At 70.1% G+C, this 21,086-nt stretch carries 18 protein-coding genes; 10 read left to right on the top strand and 8 right to left on the bottom strand.

Translation table 11 applies throughout. The features are described from left to right. Nucleotides 1–128: 128 nt before the first annotated feature. A complete protein-coding gene (locus ACH4YP_RS10895; RefSeq protein ID WP_361057658.1) occupies nucleotides 129–2,360 on the top strand; it encodes a SpoIIE family protein phosphatase in 2,232 nt (743 codons plus the stop codon). Here ACH4YP_RS10895 and ACH4YP_RS10890 read toward each other — a convergent pair. Next, nucleotides 2,246–3,400 carry an AI-2E family transporter gene (locus tag ACH4YP_RS10890; protein ID WP_361057657.1) on the bottom strand — a complete coding sequence of 385 codons (1,155 nt, stop codon included), beginning with the start codon at nucleotides 3,398–3,400 and terminating at the stop codon, nucleotides 2,246–2,248. The two genes, ACH4YP_RS10895 and ACH4YP_RS10890, sit on opposite strands and share 115 nt — an antisense overlap. A gap of 91 nt (nucleotides 3,401–3,491) precedes the next feature. On the opposite strand from ACH4YP_RS10890, the gene ACH4YP_RS10885 reads away from it, so the two are divergent. Together ACH4YP_RS10885 and ACH4YP_RS10880 are read left to right on the top strand one after the other, a co-directional pair. Then, a complete protein-coding gene (locus tag ACH4YP_RS10885) occupies nucleotides 3,492–4,883 on the top strand; it encodes a cytochrome P450 (protein ID WP_398490274.1) in 1,392 nt (463 codons plus the stop codon). 128 nt (nucleotides 4,884–5,011) lie between these two features. Beyond that, nucleotides 5,012–5,956, top strand: coding sequence for a Bro-N domain-containing protein (locus ACH4YP_RS10880; protein WP_398490272.1), 945 nt, complete (start codon nucleotides 5,012–5,014; stop codon nucleotides 5,954–5,956). 134 nt (nucleotides 5,957–6,090) lie between these two features. Here the strand turns inward: ACH4YP_RS10880 and ACH4YP_RS10875 are convergent, their stop codons facing one another. Both ACH4YP_RS10875 and ACH4YP_RS10870 read right to left on the bottom strand, forming a co-directional pair. Next, nucleotides 6,091–7,062: a pirin family protein gene (locus ACH4YP_RS10875; RefSeq protein WP_398490270.1), complete on the bottom strand. Its 972-nt coding sequence runs from the start codon at nucleotides 7,060–7,062 to the stop codon at nucleotides 6,091–6,093. Nucleotides 7,063–7,279: 217 nt separating this feature from the next. Continuing rightward, entirely contained in the window at nucleotides 7,280–7,777 is a 498-nt protein-coding gene (locus ACH4YP_RS10870; RefSeq protein WP_055615632.1) for an SseB family protein, read from the bottom strand. Nucleotides 7,778–8,062: 285 nt separating this feature from the next. Between ACH4YP_RS10870 and ACH4YP_RS10865 the strand changes: the two genes are divergently transcribed. The 3 genes from ACH4YP_RS10865 to ACH4YP_RS10855 all read left to right on the top strand — a co-directional run bounded on the left by ACH4YP_RS10865 (nucleotide 8,063) and on the right by ACH4YP_RS10855 (nucleotide 12,196). Beyond that, on the top strand, nucleotides 8,063–9,889 hold the full coding sequence (locus tag ACH4YP_RS10865) for an acyl-CoA dehydrogenase (protein WP_398490268.1): 1,827 nt from the start codon (nucleotides 8,063–8,065) through the stop codon (nucleotides 9,887–9,889). A 628-nt stretch (nucleotides 9,890–10,517) separates the two neighbouring features. Next, nucleotides 10,518–11,816 (top strand): M18 family aminopeptidase, encoded by a 1,299-nt coding sequence (locus ACH4YP_RS10860; protein ID WP_398490266.1) that lies wholly within the window; start codon nucleotides 10,518–10,520, stop codon nucleotides 11,814–11,816. Nucleotides 11,817–11,950: 134 nt separating this feature from the next. Then, nucleotides 11,951–12,196 carry a hypothetical protein gene (locus ACH4YP_RS10855; protein WP_361057645.1) on the top strand — a complete coding sequence of 82 codons (246 nt, stop codon included), beginning with the start codon at nucleotides 11,951–11,953 and terminating at the stop codon, nucleotides 12,194–12,196. A 58-nt stretch (nucleotides 12,197–12,254) separates the two neighbouring features. On the opposite strand, the gene ACH4YP_RS10850 is transcribed toward ACH4YP_RS10855, so the two are convergent. Next, nucleotides 12,255–12,656, bottom strand: a complete 402-nt coding sequence (locus ACH4YP_RS10850; RefSeq protein ID WP_361057643.1) for a cupin domain-containing protein — start codon at nucleotides 12,654–12,656, stop codon at nucleotides 12,255–12,257. A 52-nt stretch (nucleotides 12,657–12,708) separates the two neighbouring features. Between ACH4YP_RS10850 and ACH4YP_RS10845 the strand changes: the two genes are divergently transcribed. Both ACH4YP_RS10845 and ACH4YP_RS10840 read left to right on the top strand, forming a co-directional pair. Then, nucleotides 12,709–13,755, top strand: a complete 1,047-nt coding sequence (locus ACH4YP_RS10845; protein WP_398490264.1) for a GlxA family transcriptional regulator — start codon at nucleotides 12,709–12,711, stop codon at nucleotides 13,753–13,755. Continuing rightward, nucleotides 13,752–14,246 carry an LURP-one-related family protein gene (locus ACH4YP_RS10840; RefSeq protein WP_361057639.1) on the top strand — a complete coding sequence of 165 codons (495 nt, stop codon included), beginning with the start codon at nucleotides 13,752–13,754 and terminating at the stop codon, nucleotides 14,244–14,246. The genes ACH4YP_RS10845 and ACH4YP_RS10840 overlap by 4 nt, the downstream gene beginning before the upstream one ends. A gap of 39 nt (nucleotides 14,247–14,285) precedes the next feature. Here the strand turns inward: ACH4YP_RS10840 and ACH4YP_RS10835 are convergent, their stop codons facing one another. Beyond that, nucleotides 14,286–15,080, bottom strand: a complete 795-nt coding sequence (locus ACH4YP_RS10835) for a carbon-nitrogen family hydrolase (protein ID WP_361057637.1) — start codon at nucleotides 15,078–15,080, stop codon at nucleotides 14,286–14,288. Between the two features lie 154 nt (nucleotides 15,081–15,234). Between ACH4YP_RS10835 and ACH4YP_RS10830 the strand changes: the two genes are divergently transcribed. Further along, nucleotides 15,235–16,059, top strand: a complete 825-nt coding sequence (locus ACH4YP_RS10830) for a maleylpyruvate isomerase family mycothiol-dependent enzyme (protein ID WP_361057635.1) — start codon at nucleotides 15,235–15,237, stop codon at nucleotides 16,057–16,059. 182 nt (nucleotides 16,060–16,241) lie between these two features. Here ACH4YP_RS10830 and ACH4YP_RS10825 read toward each other — a convergent pair whose 3' ends face one another. Next, a complete protein-coding gene (locus ACH4YP_RS10825; RefSeq protein WP_361057633.1) occupies nucleotides 16,242–17,552 on the bottom strand; it encodes an MFS transporter in 1,311 nt (436 codons plus the stop codon). Further along, entirely contained in the window at nucleotides 17,549–18,199 is a 651-nt protein-coding gene (locus ACH4YP_RS10820; protein ID WP_361057631.1) for a GntR family transcriptional regulator, read from the bottom strand. The genes ACH4YP_RS10825 and ACH4YP_RS10820 overlap by 4 nt, the downstream gene beginning before the upstream one ends. A 295-nt stretch (nucleotides 18,200–18,494) precedes the next feature. On the opposite strand from ACH4YP_RS10820, the gene ACH4YP_RS10815 reads away from it, so the two are divergent. Then, nucleotides 18,495–19,391, top strand: a complete 897-nt coding sequence (locus ACH4YP_RS10815) for a D-alanyl-D-alanine carboxypeptidase family protein (protein ID WP_398490260.1) — start codon at nucleotides 18,495–18,497, stop codon at nucleotides 19,389–19,391. A gap of 131 nt (nucleotides 19,392–19,522) precedes the next feature. Here the strand turns inward: ACH4YP_RS10815 and ACH4YP_RS10810 are convergent, their stop codons facing one another. After that, nucleotides 19,523–21,079: a dihydrolipoamide acetyltransferase family protein gene (locus tag ACH4YP_RS10810; protein WP_361064844.1), complete on the bottom strand. Its 1,557-nt coding sequence runs from the start codon at nucleotides 21,077–21,079 to the stop codon at nucleotides 19,523–19,525. Nucleotides 21,080–21,086: the final 7 nt, after the last annotated feature.

The following is a 21,086-nucleotide window of genomic DNA, read 5'->3' as shown; positions in this document are numbered from 1 at the left end:
CGCAAGCCTACCGGCCACCCCAAGATCGCTGTTCGCAATAGTTCCGCCACCCGCTGCCACGCGGCGCTCACCCCGCGTCCCACCTGCCTCGGTGGCAGCTTGTGTTCACCTCTTCATACAGTGGGGCAATGCGCATCGGTGATCCCCTTCCCTCAGTGGGGGACGTCCTCGCCACCCTCGCCACCGGCCTGTGGAGGTGGGACGACGCCGCCGGGAAGGTAACCCTCGACGCCGAGGCCTCCCGGCTCCTCGGCCTGCCCGCGGAGCCGACCGTGCTCACGGAGGCAGGCGTACGGGCCCGTTTCCACCCCGTCGACTGGAACGAGGTCAACGGGGTGGTCCAGCTCGCCGCCTCCGAGGGCACCCTCGCCGAGCTGCGGCTGAGGGTCATGGACGAGCAGGGCCATGTGATCCGTACCGTACGCAGCCGTTCCAAGCCGTCGATCGACCCGGGCACCGGGTCGTACCAGCTGATCGGCACCATGCAGGAGGTCACCGAACCGCCGCCCGGAGCCGCCGCGCGTACGCCGGTCACGGGCGACTGGAGACGCTCGCGCGAGGCGTTCCTGCTGGACGCGGGGCGGGCACTGGCCGAGGCACGTTCCACGGCGGAGGTGCTGCGGGTCGCGGCGGGCCTGTCAATGCCCGGTTTCTCACCGGACGGGCTCGCGGTCTTCGGCGCGGAGGGCGACCGGCTGACGGTCATCGGCCACCACGGGCACAGCCCCGAGGACGAGGAGCCGTTCACCCAGATGCCGCTGGACACGGACTATCCGGCCGCGGAGGTCGTCCGTACCGGCCGTGCCGTCTATCTCTCCTCGCCCGACCACTACCGCGACCGCTATCCGGCCGCCTGGCCGCTCGCCCAACACTTCGACCGCCAGTCCTGGGCGTTCCTGCCGCTCACGTTCGCGGGCCGCACGATGGGCGCGTGGATGGCGGCCTTCACGTACCCCGTCACGTTCACGCCCGACGAGCGTTCCGTGCTGACGACGGTGGCGCGGATGCTGGCGCAGGCCCTCTCGCGGGCCGGGGTCGCCGAGTCCGAGCGCGAGCTCACGGACGGCCTCCAGCGCTCGATGCTGCCCACCCTGGGGCCGCAGATCCCGGGCATGAGCGTCGCGGCCCGCTATGTGCCCACCGGCGGCGGGCTCCAGGTGGGCGGCGACTGGTACGACATGATCCCGCTGCCCGGCGGCACCTCCCGGAACAGCCCCGGGGGTGGCCGCTTCGCCCTTGTCATCGGCGACGTCCAGGGCCATGACGTACGCGCCGCCGGGCTGATGGGCCAGCTCCGGATCGCGCTGCGGGCGTACGCCTCCGAGGGACACCGCCCGGACGCGGTCCTCTCGCGCGCCTCACGCTTCCTGTACGGGATCACCTACGACGAGGAGGTCGCGGACCTGCGCTTCGCGACCTGCCTGTACGTGGAGGTCGATCCGGAGAGCGGGGTCCTGGAGATAGCCAGGGCCGGGCATCCGGACCCGGCGATACGCATGGCCGACGGGACCGTGCTGACCCGGCCGACCGCGGGCGGGCTGCCGCTCGGCATCGACCCGGACGCCGACTATCCGACGACGCGGCTCGTCCTGGAGCCCGGCGAGACCATGCTGATCTGCACGGACGGGCTCATCGAGACCGGCGGGCACGACCTGGACACCGGCTGGCGGCGGATCCGCAAGATCCTGGAGAGCCACGACGGCGACATGGAGGCGCTCGCCGACGCACTGGTCCAGGCCGTGCACGGGCCCTCCTCGCATCACACGACCGGGCCGCTGGTGGACCGCCGCGAGGACGACATAGCGGTGCTGCTGCTGAGCAGGGCGGGGGAGCACAGCGGCCCCGACGACACCGTGACCGAGCGGCCTTCCACGCGCCGCACGATGGTGACCGTCGCCCAGGCCGAGCACCAGCGGGTCGCGGGAGCCCGGCAGCAGCTGCGGGAGTTCCTGCACGACTGGGCCTCCGCCGACCAGGTCGACTCGGCGGTCCTGCTGGTCTCCGAGATGGTCACGAACGTCCTCGTCCACACCGACGCCGACGCGCTGCTCGTCGCCGAGATGACGGGCGTGGCGGGGGCCCGTCGGATACGGATCCAGGTGACGGACGGGAGCGACGACCTGCCCCACAAGCGGCATCCCGGCGAACTGGCCTCCTCCGGCCGGGGTTTGATGCTGATGGAGCTCCTCGCGGACGCGTGGGGGGTGGACCCGCGGGGCGAGGGCAAGAGCATCTGGTTCGAGCTCTATGAGGTGGGGCCGGGCGAGGAGGAACCGGGCGGCGAGGCCGAACCCGGGGTTCCCGGCTTTTCCGGGGTCACCGATGTCTCCGACGTCACCGAGGCCTCCGGAGACGCGTAACGCCCCCGCAGTTCCGCGATCACCCCGAACGCCGCCGCCGTCAGGGGCACCGCCAGCAGCATTCCGAGGATGCCCGCCACCGACGCGCCCGCGGTGATCGCGAGCATGACGACGGCGGGGTGCATCTGCACGGTCCTGCTCTGGATCATCGGCTGGAGCACATGCCCTTCCAGGACCTGCACGGCCAGGACGACTCCCAGCGCCCACAGCGCGATCACGAAACCGCGGTCCGCGAGGGCCACGAGAATCGCCACCGCGCCGGAGAGGAAGGCGCCCAGGTACGGGATGTACGCGCCGACGAACACGAGCGCGCCGAGCCCGACCGCCCCCGGCACCCGCAGCACGAGCAGGCCCACGGTGATGCAGATCGCGTCGATGAGCGCGATGAACGTCGTCCCGCGCATGAAGCCCTCGACGGCCTGGTACGCCCGCCGCGCCATCGCCTCGGTCATGTCGCCCGAGCCCTGCGGCACCAGCGAGCGCAGGGTCCCGGCCGCCCGGTGCGAGTCCCGCAGGAAGAAGAAGACGAGCAGCAGCGCGAGCACGGCCATGGCGATGGCCTCGCCCACGACGCTGATCCCGCTGATCACCCCGGACGCCGCCGTCCCGCCGAACTTGCCCAGCAGCTCCCTGGCGTTGGAGGCGAGGTCGTCGAGCGAGGTGCCGGCCGCCCCGAAGTGCTCGGACAGCGACTCGGCGGCCTGCTTGAGCGAGGTGGTGATCTCGTCACCGGTGTCGATCAGCGCGGCCACCACGATGTACGTGGCCCCGCCGACGACGGCGAGCACGGCGGCGCAGGTCACGCCGGCCGCGATCGACCGGTTCACCTTCGCCCGCACCAGCCGCCGGTACAGCGGCCCGAGCAGCGCCGTCCCGAGCAGCGCGAGCAGCACCGGCACCACCGCGGTCCTGAACTCGACGCACAGCCGCACACCGATCACCACGACCCCGGTGACCAGCAGCACGACGACACACCAGGCGGCCACCCGGCGCACGGGTTCGGGCAGGAGCCGGGCGGATTCCGGAAGCAGGGGCTGCACGCCTCCACCTGACCACGCGTCAGACGGGGTGGCGCTCCGGGAGGGCTGAAAGGGGGACCTGTCGGGGGACCGGTGCGCGATGATGCGAGCCATGGCCGCCATCACTGAGATACCAGGGCCCAAAGGCCTCCCCCTGCTCGGCTCGGCACTCGACCTCCGGCGCGACTCGCTGGAGGCCTTCCTCCGCGCCCGGCGGGACCACGGCGACGTGGTGCGTCTCTCCGCGGGCCCACCGGGAGCCCGCACCGTGCTGCACTGCGTCTTCTCGGCGGAGGGCGTGCAGCAGATCCTTGCCTCGCAGGCGGCCAACTTCCGCAAGGACAACCGGTTCTACGAGGAGCTGCGGCAGTCCGCCGGCAACGGCCTGCTCACCGCGCAGGACGCCGACTACCTGCGCCAACGCCGGCTGATCCAGCCGCTGTTCACGAAACGGCAGGTGGACGGCTACGCAGGGGCGGTGACGCTGGAGGCAGACGGCACGGTGGAGCGCTGGCGGGACGCGCCCGACGGCGTGGTCGACGTGGTCCCGGAGATGGACCGGCTCGCGCTGCGCACGGTCTCGCGCATCCTGTTCGGCGCGGACGTCGAGGCCGCGGTCGACGTCATCCACGACAACTTCCCCGTGGTCAGCGAGTACGTCACGCGGCGCGGCTACTCCCCCGTCAACCCGCCGCGCTCCTGGCCCCTCCCGTCCAACCGCCGGGCCGAGGCGGCGTCCCGGGCGGTGTACGCGGTCTGCGACCGGATCATCGCGGAGCGCAGGGCGGCCGACGCGACGGCCGAACCCGCCTCCGCCACAACCGCCTCCGCCGGCGGCGACGACCTGCTCTCCCTTCTCTCCCGGGCGAGCAGCGAGGAGGACGGCAGCCTCGACGCGGCCGAACTCCGCGACCAGGTGCTGGTCTTCCTGGTCGCCGGCCACGAGACGACCGCGACCTCCATGGCCTTCGCGCTTCATCTCCTCGCCCGCCACCCGCAGGCCCAGAAGCGGGCCCACGAGGAGGCCGACCGACTGCCGTCGGGGCGGTCACCCTCGGCCGCCGACCTGGACGAACTCCCGTACCTTTCAAGGGTTCTGAAGGAGTCCATGCGGCTGTATCCGGCCGCTCCGGTGGTCGGCCGGCGGTCCGTCGAGGCCGCGGAGGTCGACGGGCACCTGATCCCGGCGGGCGCGGACGTCCTGGTCCTGCCCTGGGTCACCCACCGCCACCCGGACCTGTGGGACGACCCGGAACGCTTCGACCCCGACCGCTTCACCCCCGAGCGGGAGGCGGCCCGCCACCGCTACGCCTGGTTCCCCTTCGGCGGCGGCCCGCGCGCCTGCATCGGCCAGCACTTCTCGATGCTGGAGTCCGTACTGGCCCTGGCGACCCTCCTCCGCTCCTACGAGCTGGAGGCGCTGGACACGGAGGTCCCCCTGACAGCGGGAATCACCCTCCAGGCGACGGGTCCCGCACGGGTACGGCTACGGGCCCGCGGGTAACGGCACGCGGTGCCGCTCGGAAACGGGCGACAGAATCGATACCCCTCCCCCCTATCGGGTGAACATCCTTGCTGTGGACATGAGTTGCGCCTCCGTGTGCCTACTTTCCGAGGCGGAGGTGATGCTCGATGTACGAGCAGAACAACATGCGGCCGGACAGTGCGGCGGCACCGCGACAGGACGCGATCGACATCAACGACTTCGTGTTCGCGGCGACGGGGGCGCGCATGCGCAGACTGACGACGCCGGACGGGGAACACTGGTTCCCGGCGACGGACGTAGCCGGGAACCTGGGATACGCAAACACCCGTCAAGCCCTGCAGATGCACGTTGCCGCAAACTGCCAGAAGCGTCTGAGTGAGTTTGCTCAAGGCGTCTACACAGCAGACACCTTGAGCAAACTCGCAGGTCACCGGCTGCAAAAGTCGATGAAGATGGTGAACCTGAAGGGGCTCGTCGCACTTGTCAACGGGTGCACGAAGCCCGAGTGTGAGCCTTTCAAGGCATGGGTCGCCGAGGTCATCGAGACCCTCCAGCACACCGGTTCCTACTCTCTGGAACCGGCCCCCGTCCAACCCACACCCGACGGCGCCCTCGCATACACCATGCCCCGGCAGATCGCCGACGCCATCGTGCGGCTCGAAGAGCGGAACATCCGGGCGGATGAGCTGCTGCTCGCCTTCCAGGAGGAGCGCAGCGAACTGCTGCGGCAGATCAGCCGCAGCCAGAACGTAATGGCCGAGGCACTGCAGCAGATCGCCGAGGCACTCAAGCCTCCCCATGGCCGTCCTCGCCCCACCGCGCCGCCGGAGCTCGAAGTGACATCCCAGCAGCTCCTCGCCACCTGGAAGGCGAAGAATCTCGTCGTCACGGGAGACGTCCACGCGGTGGCGGCCTACCTGGCCCCGGCGCTCCTGCGCGGCGGTGCCCGTTACCGGCTGGAGGAGATCGCCACCCGTACGGGGCTGCCGCAGGAGCGCGTCCATGACTGCGTGCGGATGCTGCTCAAGCGGGGGTGTGTGCGGCAGACGGGCTGTGCGCCGGACGGAGCCCCGGTCTACGTGCTGCCGTAGTGCCGTTGTCCCGTAGTGCTGTACCAGGGACACAACGAAACAGGCCCGAAGTCGCAAAATGAAGTTGCGGCTTCGGGCCTTTCCATACCGTACCGGACCCCGCGACCGATCGCGGACCTGGCGTCAAACGGCGCCTACAGCCCGCCCTCGCTCATCCCGTGCACCGCCGGGATCGTGCCGAGGCGCCCCTTCTGGAAGTCGTCGAAGGCCTGCTGGAGTTCCTCGCGGGTGTTCATCACGAACGGGCCGTAGTGGGCCATCGGCTCCCGGATCGGCTGTCCGCCGAGGATGACGACCTCCAGGTCCGGGGTGTTGGCGTCCTGCTGCTCGTCCGCGCGGACGGTCAGCGAGGAACCCGCGCCGAAGACGGTCGTCTGCCCGGTGTGGACCGGGCGACGGTCCGCACCGACACTGCCGCGGCCCGCCATCACGTACGCGAGGGCGTTGAAGTCCTCGCGCCACGGGAGCGTGAGCTCGGCGCCGGGTGTCACGGTCGCGTGGATCATGGTGATCGGCGTGTGCGTGATGCCGGGACCCTGGTGGCCGTCCAGCTCACCGGCGATGACGCGCAGGAGCGCGCCGCCGTCGGGCGTGCTGAGCAGCTGGACCGAGCCGCCGCGGATGTCCTGGTAGCGCGGCGCCATCATCTTGTCCTTGGCCGGCAGGTTCACCCACAGCTGGAGCCCGTGGAAGAGACCGCCCGACACGACGAGCGCCTCCGGCGGCGCCTCGATGTGCAGGAGGCCCGAGCCCGCGGTCATCCACTGGGTGTCGCCGTTGGTGATGGTGCCGCCGCCACCGTTCGAGTCCTGGTGGTCGAAGACGCCGTCAATGATGTAGGTCACGGTCTCGAAGCCGCGGTGGGGGTGCCAGGGGGTGCCCTTGGGCTCGCCCGGCGCGTACTCCACCTCACCCATCTGGTCCATCATGATGAACGGGTCGAGATGACGGTAGTTGATCCCGGCGAACGCGCGGCGGACCGGGAAACCCTCGCCCTCGAAGCCGCTCGGCGCGGTGGTCACGGTGAGCACAGGACGTGCCACGGCCTCGGTCGACGCGGCCACACGGGGCAGGGTCAGCGGGTTCTCGACGGTCACTGCAGGCATGTCGGTACCTCCTTGTGCTCGAAGTTTAGTTGAATCTCGAACTTCCTGCCACCCGGAACGCAGAACGCCCGGAGGACATTCCCTCCGGGCGTCGTTCGTGGAGCGGGTCGTGCCGGCTGGTCGTGCGGGCCGGTGATGCGGGCCGGCCCTACTGGGCAGTACGCGCTTGCCCCCTGCCCGCGGCGGTCTCTGACGGCCGCCTGTGGAGCAGGCGCGGTCAGCCGTACATCCGGCGCATGGCGAAGTCGACCATCTGCTCGACCGCCTTCGCGTCGAAGACGATGCGGTGCTCGCCCTCCATGTCGAGGACGAAGCCGTAGCCGGTGGGGAGCAGGTCGATCACCTCGGCGCCGATGACCACGAAGTACTTGGACTCCTTGCCGGCGTACCGGCGCAGTTCCTTGAGCGAGGTGAACATCGGGATCACGGGCTGCTGGGTGTTGTGCAGCGCCAGGAAACCGGGGTTGTCACCGCGCGGGCAGTAGACCTTGGAGGTGGCGAAGACCTGCTGGAAGTCCTCGGGGGTCAGCGACCCCGTGGTGAACGCGCGCACCGCGTCGGCGAGCGACGGCGGCGACGGCTCGGGGTAGAGCGGCGGCTGCTGGCCGTATCCGCCGACCCCGCCGACGCCACCGGGCATCTGCTGCTGCGGCGGTGGCTGGGACTGCGCGTACTGCTGCTGCCCCGGTCCCACGTTCTGGTCGTAGCCGTACATGGGGGCAAGAGTACTGGCGGGGCGGCCCGCCCGGTCGTCCCCGGCGGATTTCCTCGAACAGGTGGCGGAGCCGTGCACTCCCACCCGAAGGTGGACCCCGAAATGTAGACCCTGCTCACACTTGGGCAATCAGGGGTTGATTCTTATTACCGACGGGTAGCATCATCGTAGCTACTAGTTGGTACGCGAACCAGATGCGCGCCAGACTCAAAAGACTCGAACCGGGTGCGAGGACTCGTCACCGAGGACTCACCACCTCCCCGATCCCTTAACGGAGCCGTCGCCATGGGGCACTACAAGTCGAATCTCCGCGACATCGAGTTCAACCTCTTCGAGGTGCTCGGGCGCGACAAGCTGTACGGCACCGGCCCGTTCGCGGAGATGGACACCGAGACCGCCAAGAGCATCCTCGAAGAGCTGACCCGCCTCTCGGAGAACGAGCTGGCGGAGTCCTTCACGGACGCCGACCGCAACCCGCCCGTCTTCGACCCGGCGACGAACACGGCACCCGTCCCGGCGTCCTTCAAGAAGTCCTACCAGGCCTTCATGGACTCCGAGTACTGGCGGCTCGGCCTGCCCGAGGAGATCGGCGGCACCACCGCCCCCCGCTCCCTGATCTGGGCGTACGCGGAGCTGATCCTCGGCGCGAACCCGGCGGTCTGGATGTACTGCTCGGGCCCCGCGTTCGCGGGCATCCTCTTCGAAGAGGGAAACGACGTCCAGAAGCACATCGCGAAGATCGCCGTGGACAAGCAGTGGGGCTCCACCATGGTCCTCACCGAGCCGGACGCCGGCTCGGACGTGGGCGCGGGGCGTACCAAGGCGGTCGAGCAGGAGGACGGCTCCTGGCACATCGAGGGCGTCAAGCGCTTCATCACGTCCGGTGAGCACGACATGTCGGAGAACATCCTCCACTACGTCCTCGCCCGTCCCGAGGGTGCCGGCCCCGGCACCAAGGGCCTGTCCCTCTTCCTCGTCCCGAAGTACGAGTTCGACTTCGAGACCGGCGAGCTGGGCGAGCGCAACGGCGCGTACGCGACGAACGTCGAGCACAAGATGGGCCTCAAGGCCTCCAACACCTGCGAGATGACGTTCGGCGACCGCCACCCGGCCAAGGGCTGGCTCATCGGCGACAAGCACGACGGCATCCGCCAGATGTTCCGCATCATCGAGTTCGCCCGCATGATGGTCGGCACGAAGGCCATCTCGACGCTGTCGACGGGTTACCTCAACGCCCTTGAGTACGCCAAGGAGCGCGTCCAGGGCCCCGACCTCGCGCAGTTCATGGACAAGACCGCGCCCAAGGTCACCATCACGCACCACCCGGACGTACGCCGCTCGCTGATGACGCAGAAGGCGTACGCGGAGGGCATGCGCGCCCTGGTGCTGCACACCGCCGCGCTCCAGGACGAGATCCAGGTCAAGGAGGCCGAGGGCGAGGACGCGTCCACCCTTGAGGCCCTCAACGACCTGCTCCTGCCGATCGTGAAGGGCTACGGCTCCGAGAAGGGCTACGAGCAGCTGGCCCAGTCCCTGCAGACCTTCGGCGGCTCCGGGTTCCTCCAGGAGTACCCGATCGAGCAGTACATCCGGGACGCCAAGATCGACACCCTGTACGAGGGCACGACCGCGATCCAGGGCCAGGACTTCTTCTTCCGGAAGATCGTCCGCAACCAGGGCGCGGCCCTCAACTCCCTCGCCGAGGACATCAAGAAGTTCCTCGCGCTCGGCACCGGCGGCGAGGAGCTGTCCGGCGCCCGCGAGCACCTCGCCAAGGCGGCCGTCGAGCTGGAGGCCATCGTCGGCCTGATGCTCACCGACCTCGCGGCGACCGAGCAGGACGTCAAGAACATCTACAAGGTCGGGCTCAACAGCACCCGCCTGCTGATGGCGTCGGGTGACGTGGTCGTCGGCTACCTGCTCCTGAAGGGTGCCGCCGTCGCCGCCGAGAAGCTGGAGACGGCCTCGGCGAAGGACCGGCCGTTCTACACCGGCAAGATCGCCGCGGCGAAGTTCTTCGCGGCGAACGTCCTGCCGGGCGTCACCGGCGCGCGCAAGCTCGCCGAGGGCGTCGAGCTGGACCTGATGGAGCTGGACGAGTCCGCCTTCTAGCTCTTGGGCGTCTTCCGCCCACCCGCCCACGAGGGGGCGTCTTCCGTCCCGGCGCCCACACGTCTGTGGGCGCCGGGTCCGGAAACCTTCGAGTCGGCCGACCGTCTACGAGGCACCCGCCCCTCTGCGAGGCGCCCGGCCGCCTTCGAGGCGCCTGGTCGCTTCGAGGCGCCTGGTCGACTCTCGTGACGCCGCACGGCCAACCCTCGCGGCACCACCCTGCCGGGGCCCGCGACACCATCCAGCTGACCCTGGCGACACCGCCTGGTCAGCACCTGGTCAGCACCTGGTCAGCACCTGGTCAGCACCTGGTCAGCACCTGGTCAGCACCTGCAGAGCGTCCGGCCGGGACCCGCGACGTCATCCGACCGGTGCCCGCGGGAACGCCCGGCCGGCCCTCGCGACACCAGGCGGCCGGCACTCGCTCCACCGCCCGGCCGACCCCCGCGACACCATCCGGCCGGCGCCCCGGGGAGCGTCCAACCGACGCCCGCGGGAGTGCGATCCGTCGTCTTCCGTCGGCTTCGCGGCGGATCATCCCCACCCGTCTCACGGTCTGTACACACCCCTCACGAGGGCCCGTTCCCATCCCCGGGAACGGGCCCTCGTACGTCGTTAAGGTGAACCCATGCGCACACCCCCACGCTTCGACCGCGGCCACACCGACGACCTCATGTCCTTCCTGGCGGCGAGTCCGTCCCCGTACCACGCCGTGGCGAACGCGGCCGAGCGGCTGGAGAAGGCGGGCTTCCGGCAGGTCGCGGAGACCGACGCGTGGGACGGGACGAGCGGTGGAAAGTACGTGCTGCGCGGGGGCGCGATCATCGCCTGGTACGTGCCGGAGGGCGCCGAGCCGCACACCGCCTTCCGCGTCGTCGGGGCGCACACCGACTCCCCCAACCTGCGGGTGAAACCGCGCCCGGACAGCGGTGCGCACGGCTGGCGCCAGGTCGCGGTCGAGGTCTACGGCGGCCCGCTGCTCAACTCCTGGCTCGACCGGGACCTGGGCCTCGCCGGACGGCTGTCGCTCCGGGACGGCTCGACTCGTCTGGTGAACATCGACCGGCCGCTGCTGCGCGTGCCCCAACTCGCCATCCACCTGGACCGGTCCGTCACCTCGGACGGCCTCAAGCTCGACAAGCAGCGGCATCTGCAGCCCATCTGGGGCCTGGGCAACGACGTGCGCGACGGCGACCTGATCCGCTTCCTGGAGGAGGAGTCGGGGCTGGCCGCGGGCGAGACCACCGGCTGGGACCTGATGGTGCACTCCATCGAACCGCCCGCCTACCTGGGCCGCGACAGGGAGCTGCTCGCGGGCCCGCGCATGGACAACCTGCTGTCCGTGCACGCCGGTACGGCGGCACTGGCGGCCGTGGCGACGCCCGACGCGTCCCTCTCCTACATCCCGGTCCTCGCGGCGTTCGACCACGAGGAGAACGGCTCGCAGTCGGACACGGGAGCGGACGGGCCGCTGCTCGGCAGCGTGCTGGAGCGTTCGGTGTTCGCGCGCGGCGGCTCGTACGAGGACAGGGCCCGCGCCTTCGCCGGCACGGTCTGCCTCTCCTCCGACACCGGTCACGCCGTCCACCCGAACTACGCCGAGCGGCACGACCCGACGCACCACCCGCGCGCGGGCGGCGGCCCGATCCTCAAGGTGAACGTCAACAACCGCTACGCGACGGACGGTTCGGGCCGCGCTGTGTGGGCCGCCGCCTGCGAGAAGGCCGACGTGCCCTTCCAGACCTTCGTCTCCAACAACTCCATGCCCTGCGGCACCACCATCGGCCCCATCACCGCGGCCCGCCACGGCATCAAGACGGTCGACATCGGCGTGGCCATCCTCTCGATGCACAGCGCCCGCGAACTCTGCGGCGCCACCGACCCGTTCCTGCTGGCGAACTCACTGGTGGGGTTCCTGGAGGGCTAGGCCCGGCCGGGGAGTCGCCCGGGCGGGGAGGGTCGGCTGCATGGAGGTACGGCTTCCGGGTACTCGCCCCGGACCCGGGAACCGCACGGTCTCCGGGCCCGGAACGAACTGTGTTTCAACAGGAGGCGACACCCATGGGCCTGGGCGGGTGCATCATTCTGATCGCCGCAGGGGCGATCCTCACGTTCGCGACCGACTGGGACATGCAGGGGGTCAACCTCGACCTGGTCGGCATCATCTTCATGATCGTCGGGCTGATCGGTGTGGCGACGTTCAGCAGCATCGCCAGGCGTCGCCGGGTCGTGGTGCGACCGGGCGCCCCGGTCGAAGAGGAACAGCACCGCAACCGCAGCGGCTACAGCGACGGTTACGGCGCCTGATCACCGACGGCCACGACATCCGACCGCCGACGGTCACGGCATCCGACCGCCGTACGGATCAGCTGTTCAGCACGTGCCCGGTGGTGGCGTCCACGTGGTCGGGGACCTCCTCGTGACGGTCCCCGACCGACAGCGTGCCGGTGGGTTCGATGACGAGGATCGCCGCGCCGGAGGGTGAACTCGGCTTGTGCTCGGTGCCGCGCGGGACCGTGAAGAGCGAGCCCTTGGGCAGGACCACCGTGCGCTCACCGCCGGACTCGCGCAGGGCGATGCGCAGTTCGCCCTCCACGACCAGGAAGAACTCGTCGGTGTGGTCGTGGGTGTGCCAGACATGCTCGCCCTCGACCTTCGCGAGGCGTACGTCGTAGTCGTTGACGGCGGTGACGATGCGCGGGCTCCACAGGTCGTCGAAGGAGGCGAGGGCGGCGGCGAGGGAGACGGGTTCGCTGTTCTGGGCCATGGGCTCATCGTGCGGCGGGACGGCCCGGGCGCACGAGTGCTAGAAATCGCACATGCCGCAAGAATCCTCGCAGCACCCGACTCCGCCTGCGCTGCTTGCTCCGCCCTCGTCTCCGGGACGCCGGCCGCACCGCGTCGCCGTGATCGTCGACGAGGGCACCAACCCCTTCGAAGTCGGCGTCACGACCGAGCTGTTCGGACTGCCCCGACCCGAACTGGGCCTCCCTGAGCCGCTGTACGAGCTGACGCTGTGCACCCCCACGCCCGGCGTCCGCATGAACCACGGCTTCTTCACGCTGAGCGGCGTGCCCGGGCTCGACGCGGTGGACGGTGCGGACACCCTCGTCGTCCCGGGCCGCCCCGACAACGTCGTGCCGCGCGTCGAGGCCGTGCTCGACGCCGTCCGGCGCACCCACGCCCGCGGGGCCCGCGTCGTGAGCCTGTGCACCGGGAGCTTCGCGCTCGCCGAGGCCGGAATCCTGGACGGGCGCCGGGCCACCACCCACTGGCGCTGGGCCGACCTGTTCCGGGAGCTCCACCCGAAGGTCCTCCTGGAGCCGGACGTGCTCTTCGTCGACGAGGGGGACGTGCTGACCGCGGCGGGCAGCGCGGCCGCGCTCGACCTCGGGCTGCACATCGTGCGCCGCGATCACGGCGCCGAGATCGCGAACGCCGTGTCCCGGCGGCTCGTCTTCGCGTCCCATCGCGACGGCGGGCAGCGGCAGTTCGTCGAACGCCCCCTTCCCGACGTACGGGACGAGTCGCTGGCACCGCTGCTGGCCTGGGCGCAGGCCCGGATCGGCGAACCGCTGACGGTCGCGGACCTCGCGACGCACGCGGCCGTGTCGCCCGCCACGCTCCACCGCCGCTTCCGTGCCCAGCTGGGCACGACCCCGCTGGCGTGGCTGACGGGCGAACGGGTGACGCTGGCCTGCCGGCTCATCGAACGCGGCGAGGAACGACTGGACGTCGTCGCGGAACGCAGCGGTCTCGGCACCGCCGCCAACCTGCGGGCGAGGCTGCGCCGCGAGACCGGGCTCAGCCCATCGGCCTACCGACGGCGTTTCGGACCTGCTGCCGGGGAACCGCTAAGAGCATGAAATTCCTCGTACGCGACCGGCTCCTGGGCATCGGCGACGACTACTGGATCGAGGACGAGCACGGCCGCAAGGCCTTCCTCGTCGACGGCAAGGCGATGCGGCTGCGGGACACCTTCGAGCTGAAGGACGCGCAGGGGCGGGTGCTGATCGACATCCACAAGAAGATGCTCGCCCTGCGGGACACGATGGTCATCGAGCGGGCTGGTGAGCCCCTGGCGACCATCCGCCGCAAGCGGCTGTCACTCCTCCGCAACCACTACCGAGTCGCCCTCGCCGACGGGACCGAACTCGACGTCAGCGGCAAGATCCTCGACCGCGAGTTCGTCGTCGAGTACGACGGCGAACTCCTCGCCCACATCTCCCGCCGGTGGCTGCGGGTCCGCGAGACCTACGGCGTCGAGGTCGTACGCGACGACGCGGATCCCGCCCTGCTGATCGCGGTGGCGGTATGCGTAATCCACCTGGCAGAAAGGGAACGGGACTCCGACTGACGACTCTTCCTCGCCCCCGCCGCCGCCCCCGCCAGGCGGCTACCCCCGAGGACGCTCAACCCCGAGCACCCGATCCCTCAGCACCGGAAACTGCCCCCGAGTCGCACCGACCTTCGCGGGATCGAACTCCACGGAGAGGACCTCCTCACCCGAACCCGCCTCCGCAAGCACCTCACCCCACGGATCGACCACGATCGAGTGACCGGCCTGCGGAACCCCCGCGTGCGTCCCGGCCGTTCCACAGGCAAGGACGAACGCCTGGTTCTCGACCGCCCGCGCCTGGGCCAGCAGCGTCCAGTGCGCCCGGCGACGCTCGGGCCAGCCCGCCGGAATCACCAGGGTCTCGGCGCCCGCGTCGACGAGCCCACGGAACAGCTCGGGAAAGCGAAGGTCGTAACAGGTGGCGAGCCCGAGCACGGTCTCGGGCAGCCGCACGGTAACCAGTTCCGCCCCCGCGCCCATCAACACGGCCTCGCCCTTGTCGAAACCGAACCGATGGATCTTCCGATAGGCGGCGGCCAGTTCACCGGCGGGGGAGAAGACGAGGGAGGTGTTGTAGAGCGGCCCCTCAGGATCCCGCTCGGGAATCGAACCCGCGTGCAACCACACGCCCGCGTCGCTCGCCGCCTTGGCCATCACCTCGTACGTGGGCCCTTCGAGCGGCTCCGCCTCGGCACCGAACGACTCGAAGGCGAAGGCCCCCGTCGTCCACAGTTCGGGCAGCACCACCAGGTCGGCACCGGCCTGTTCCCGTACCAGCGAGGCGACACGCTCCCTGCGGGAGTGGATCGATTCGCCCTCGTCCACAGCGATCTGGAGCAGGGAGGCGCGCACACTACCACCGTCCTGGCATTCGAGCCTTTGATACGGGCCTACGATCGTCACACGAAAGCACTGCCGGGGTGCCTCACAGCAGCGTAACTTAGCGTCCCAAGACACCCGCTGACTGTGCACTGCCCGCGTCCAACCGCCCGAGGGGTCCCGTTCCGTGAGTCTGCATCCCAGCCTTCAGTCCTACGCCGACGCCTGGACCGCCTCCATCGACGCGATATCCGAACTGGTGTCGCCGCTGGTGGAGGGGGAATGGAACCGGCGGACTCCATGCCCCGGCTGGTCGGTGCGCGACCTCGTCTCGCATGTCATCGGCCTCGACTGCGAGATGCTGGGTGACCCCCGGCCGATCCACACGCTCCCCCGCGACCTGTACCACGTGACGAACGAACACCAGCGGTACATGGAGATGCAGGTCGACGTACGCCGTCACCACACCGCCCCGGAGATGACCTCCGAGCTGGAGTACACGATCATCCGCCGCAACCGCCAGCTGCGGAACGAGTCGCGGCAGCCGGACGCCCTCGTGCGCGCCCCGCTCAGCACCGAGGTCACGCTCGAAGAGGCCATGCGCAACCGGTCGTTCGACCTCTGGGTGCACGAGCAGGACCTGCGCACCGCCCTCGGCCGGCCGGGCAACCTCGACTCCCCCGGCGCGTACGTCGCCCGTGACGTGCTGCTCAGCAGGCTCCCGAAGGTCGTCGCCAAGGACGCCGGCGCCCCACCCAACTCGGCGGTCGTCTTCGACGTACACGGCCCCCTCGAATTCCTCCGCACGGTCCGCGTCGACGCCGAGGGCAACGGCTCGATAGACGGCGCCCCCTCCCTCGGCCCCGCCGCCACCCTCACCCTCGACTGGGAAACCTACTTCCGCCTGGCCTGCGGCCGCGTAACCCCGGAAGCGGTGGCAGACCGCCTCAAGACCGAGGGCGACCCGGAACTGACGGCAGCGATCCTGAGGAACTTCGCGGTCACGCCCTGATTGCAGGGCTCGTCCAGCGCCGAATTCAGCCCCTCCGGCATCGAACCCCAGCCCCTCCGGCGTTTGAGGAGCGGGGTCTGGGGCGGAGCCCCAGGGTCGGGACGGGAAGGGGCGGCGGGGGCGAGAAAACCCACCCCGCCCCACCCCCGCCGGGCCAGGCCAGACCGGGCGGCCGGACCGCCCTACGCCGGAACGTGAACCGTCTCCACCCGACTCGCGACCAACCGCTCCTTCTCCCGCCGAGCCGCCTGCTTCCTCAACCGCAGTATCTGACTCACCCCGAACGCCTGCAGAACGAACACCACGGAGAACGCGACCGAGTAGTCACCCCCGGTGGCATCCAGCAGCACCCCGATCGCGAACAACGTCGTCATCGAGGCGACGAAACCGCCCATGTTGGTGATGCCGGAGGCAGTCCCCTGACGCTCCGGCGGATTCGCGGGCCGCGCGAAGTCGAACCCGAGCATCGACGCGGGCCCGCACGCACCGAGGACCACGCACAGCACGACCAGCAGCCACACCGGCGCCCGGTCGGCGGGATAGGCGAGCGTCGCCCCCCACACGACGGCCGTCGAAAGCACCGTACCGAGCGCCAGCGGCAGCCGCGCCGCATGGTGCCGGGCGACGATCTGCCCGTACACGAGGCCGATGAGCATGTTGGAGAGCACGACCAGCGTGAGGAGTTCGCCGGCCGCCGCCCGTGACAGACCCTGGGCCTCGACGAGGAACGGCAGCCCCCACAGCAGCAGGAACACCATCGCCGGGAACTGCGTCGTGAAGTGCACCCACAGCCCGAGCCGGGTGCCGGGCTCCCGCCAGGACGCCGCGATCTGGCGGCGCACGTACGCCGCTCCCCGGTGCGGAAAAGGCTCCGGCTCGTGTCCCTCGGGGTGGTCCTTGAGGAACAGCAGCATCAGGACGAGGACGACCACGCCTGCGACCGAGCTGCCCGCGAAGGCGGCCGTCCAGCCGACGCCGTGCAGCAGCCGGGCGATGACGAGCGTCGAGACGAGGTTGCCCGCCATGCCCACGAGGCCGGCGAGCTGCGCGACCATCGGCCCGCGCCGGGCCGGGAACCAGCGCGAGCCGAGGCGCAGCACGCTGATGAACGTCATCGCGTCACCGCACCCGAGCAGCGCGCGCGAGGCGAGCGCCATCCCGTACGAGGGGGAGAGCGCGAAGCCCAGCTGCCCGAGCGTGAACAGGACGACGCCGAGGGTCAGCACCTTCTTGGTGCCGAGCCGGTCGACCATCAGGCCGACGGGTATCTGCATGCCCGCGTAGACGAGGAGCTGCAGGATCGAGAAGGTCGAGAGCGCGGAGGCGTTGACGTGGAAGCGGTCGGCGGCGTCGAGGCCGGCCACCCCCAGCGACGTACGGAAGATGACCGCGACGAAGTAGACGGAGACGCCGACCGACCAGACCGTGACCGCGCGACGGCCGCCGGGCGGATCACCGGGCAGGGTGAGCGCCGAGGAGGAGGACGAGCTCATCGGACGTCCCCCCGCGCCAGGTTGGAGAACCAGCTGACGTGGCGGTGGACCAGGGCGACGGCCGCCTCCGCGTCGCCGGAGCGCAGCGCGTCGAGGATCTCCTGGTGCTCGGTGAGTGTCTTGGTGATCCGGTCGGGGTGGGCGTGCATCACGGCGACGCCCATCCTCAACTGGCGGTCGCGCAGCTGGTCGTAGAGGCGGGAGAGGATCTGATTGCCCCCGCTGCGGACGATCTCGGCGTGGAAGCAGCGGTCGGTGACGGCGGCTCCGGACAGGTCACCGGCGGCTGCCTGCTCCTTCTGCTCCGCGAGGAGTTCGGTGAGGCGCTCGATCAGCGCGGGGGAGGCCGGGACCGCCTTGCGGATGGCGTGCTCCTCGACGAGCTGCCGGGTCTCCACGACGTCCGCGATCTCCTGCGCGGAGACGGGCAGCACGAGGGCGCCCTTCTTCGGGTAGAGCCGGATCAGTCCCTCGACCTCCAGCTTGAGCAGCGCCTCACGCACGGGCGTCCGCGAGACCCCGACCGCGTCGGCCAGTTCGCCCTCGGTGAGCAGGGTCCCGCCCTCGTAACGACGCTCCAGCACGGCCTGCTTGACGTGCGCGTAGACGCGTTCGGCGGCGGGGGGTTGCTTCACTGCCAAAGACATGGCGACATCATAGATACAACACGTACGCATGGTCGCGGGCCGTCCAGGATTCGGACGAGCGGGAAGCCGGACGAGCCGGAAGCCGGACGAGCGGGAAGCCGGGCGAGGGGTCAAGTGACGGGCCAGCCGAGGGACGGGCCGGGCAAGTGGCCGGTAAAAAAGGGCACCCCAGTTCAGGAACCGCACATCCTTTTGTGCTACTCACATGTCACACGAGAAGGCGCCACTCTCAAGTGACCGCCATCCTGGGGCATTTGGCACCTTCGGTGCCTTCAACCTAATCGGGGTAATCGACTTGATAACCGTCATAAAGGGCGCACGGATTCGTAGAGCTGCCGCAGTGGTCGTCACCACCGGAGCCGTGCTCGCGACCGGGGCCCTCACAGCGGCGCCCGCGCAGGCCCTCGCGACCCCCACGGTCGTCGCCAAGGGCGGCTACGTGATGAACAACGGCACGGCCAAGACGCTCTATACCAAGGCCGCGGACACCCGCCGTTCCACCGGCTCCACCACGAAGATCATGACCGCGAAGGTCGTGCTGTCGCAGCCGAACCTCAACCTGGACGCCAAGGTCACCATCCAGAAGGCGTACAGCGACTACATCGTCGCCAACACAGCCTCCTCCGCCCGGCTGATCGTCGGCGACAAGGTCACTGTCCGCCAGCTGCTGTACGGGCTGATGCTGCCGTCCGGCTGCGACGCCGCGTACGCGCTCGCCGACAAGTTCGGCGCCGGCTCGACGCGTGCCGCCCGCGTGAAGTCGTTCATCGGCAAGATGAACAAGCAGGCCAAGGACCTCGGTCTGACGAACACGAAGTTCGACTCGTTCGACGGCATCGGCAGCGGCTCGAACTACTCGACGCCGCGCGACCTCACGAAGATCGCCAGCAGCGCGATGAAGAACGGCAACTTCCGCGCGATCGTGAAGACGAAGAAGTACACGGCGAAGACCGTGACGAAGACCGGCGGCACCCGCACGATGGCTGCCTGGAACAACACCAACGGTCTGCTCAGCAGCTACAGCGGCGCCATCGGCGTGAAGACCGGCTCCGGCCCCGAGGCCAAGTACTGCCTGGTCTTCGCCGCGACCCGCAACGGGAAGACGGTGATCGGCACCGTGCTCGCCTCGTCGTCGATCTCCGCCCGCGAGTCCGACGCGAAGAAGCTGATGGACTACGCCTTCAAGAAGTAGGCGGGTCGCTGTCATTGCGTAGTTCCCCGCGCCCCTGAGAAGGGGCGCGGGGAACTGCGCAATCTTTTTGCTTTCAGGGGCTCGGGGAACTGCGCGACCAGCCCCCGCCGACCCAACCCGCAGCCAGGCCACTACCCCCAGGTGATCAATCGCTTGGGCTGCTCCAGGATCGCCGCCACATCCGCGAGCACCTTGGAGCCGAGCTCCCCGTCGACCAGCCGATGGTCGAAGGACAACGCCAACGTGGTGACCTGCCGGGGCTTGACCTTGCCCTTGTGGACCCACGGCTGCAGCTTGATCGAGCCGACGGCGAGGATCGCGGACTCGCCGGGGTTGAGAATCGGCGTGCCCGTGTCGACGCCGAACACACCGACGTTCGTGATCGTCACCGTGCCGCCCTGCATCGCCGCCGGTGACGTCCTGCCGTCGCGGGCGGTGGCGACCAGTTCCCCGAGTGATTCGGCGAGCTGGGGCAGGGTCTTGGCGTGGGCGTCCTTGATGTTCGGGACGATCAGGCCGCGGGGCGTGGCGGCGGCGATGCCCAGGTTCACATAGTGCTTCTGGACGATCTCCTGGTTGGCCTCGTCCCACGAGGCGTTGACCTCCGGGTGGCGCTTGAGGGCGACCAGCAGGGCCTTGGCGATCAGCAGCAGCGGATTGACCCGCAGCCCCTGGAGTCCGTATGTGTCGGGGGCCTGCTTGAGCTCCTCGACCAGCTTCATCGTGCGCGTCACGTCCACCGTGACGAACTCGGTGACGTGCGGCGCGGTGAACGCCGAGCCCACCATGGCCGCCGCGATCGCCTTGCGGACTCCCTTGACCGGGATACGGGTCTCCCGGGCACCGTCGTACGTGACGACCGGGGCCGGAACCGGAGCCCGGACGGGAGCCTGCGCCGACGCGGGCACTGCCGTGGCCGGGGTCTCCTGGACGGGAGCGGCCGGGGCGACCGCCGCGTGCACGTCCTCGCGCGTGATGATCCCGTCGGGACCGGACGGCGTGACCGTCGCCAGGTCGACGCCGAGGTCCTTGGCGAGCTTGCGCACCGGCGGCTTGGCGAGCGGGCGTGCCGCCACAGCCGCGTGCCCGTGCCCGTTCAGCTCGCTCTGGACGGCCACCTTCGCCGCGGCGGCCTCGGGCTGCTGGGCCGGAACTCCCCTGCGGGGGCGGCGCTTCGTGGAGGACTCCGCGACCCCGTACCCGACGAGGACCGGCGTGCGGCCCGCGGGCTTGGGCTTCTCCTCGGAGGCCGCGGGCTTCTCCGGAGGAGCCTCGGTCCGTTCGGCGGAGGCTGCCGGAGCGGACCCGGCGGCCGGAGGTGACCCGGCAGCCTGCGCGGACCCGGTTGCCGGAGCCGACGCGGCGGGCGCCGAAGCGGCCGGGGTCTGCACCTCGGCCGGCGGCGCGGCCGGAGCGGCTCCGCCGTCCACGTCCACCGCGATGATCACCTGGCCGACGTCCACCGTCGTCCCCTCGGGGAAGCGCAGCTCGTGCACCACCCCGTCGAAGGGAATCGGCAGCTCGACGGCGGCCTTGGCGGTCTCGACCTCGCACACCACCTGGCCGTCGGTCACCGTGTCACCGGCCTTGACGTACCACTTGAGGATCTCGGCCTCGGTCAGACCCTCGCCCACGTCGGGCATCTTGAACTCGCGAAGTCCCGAGGCAGTCTCAGTCATCGTCGTCACGACCCTC

Source organism: Streptomyces sp. NPDC020747 (assembly GCF_044334695.1).
In the GTDB taxonomy this organism is placed as follows: Bacteria; Actinomycetota; Actinomycetes; order Streptomycetales; family Streptomycetaceae; genus Streptomyces.
Note: the sequence above shows the minus strand (reverse complement) of the source record. Positions and strands in the feature narration are given on the sequence as shown.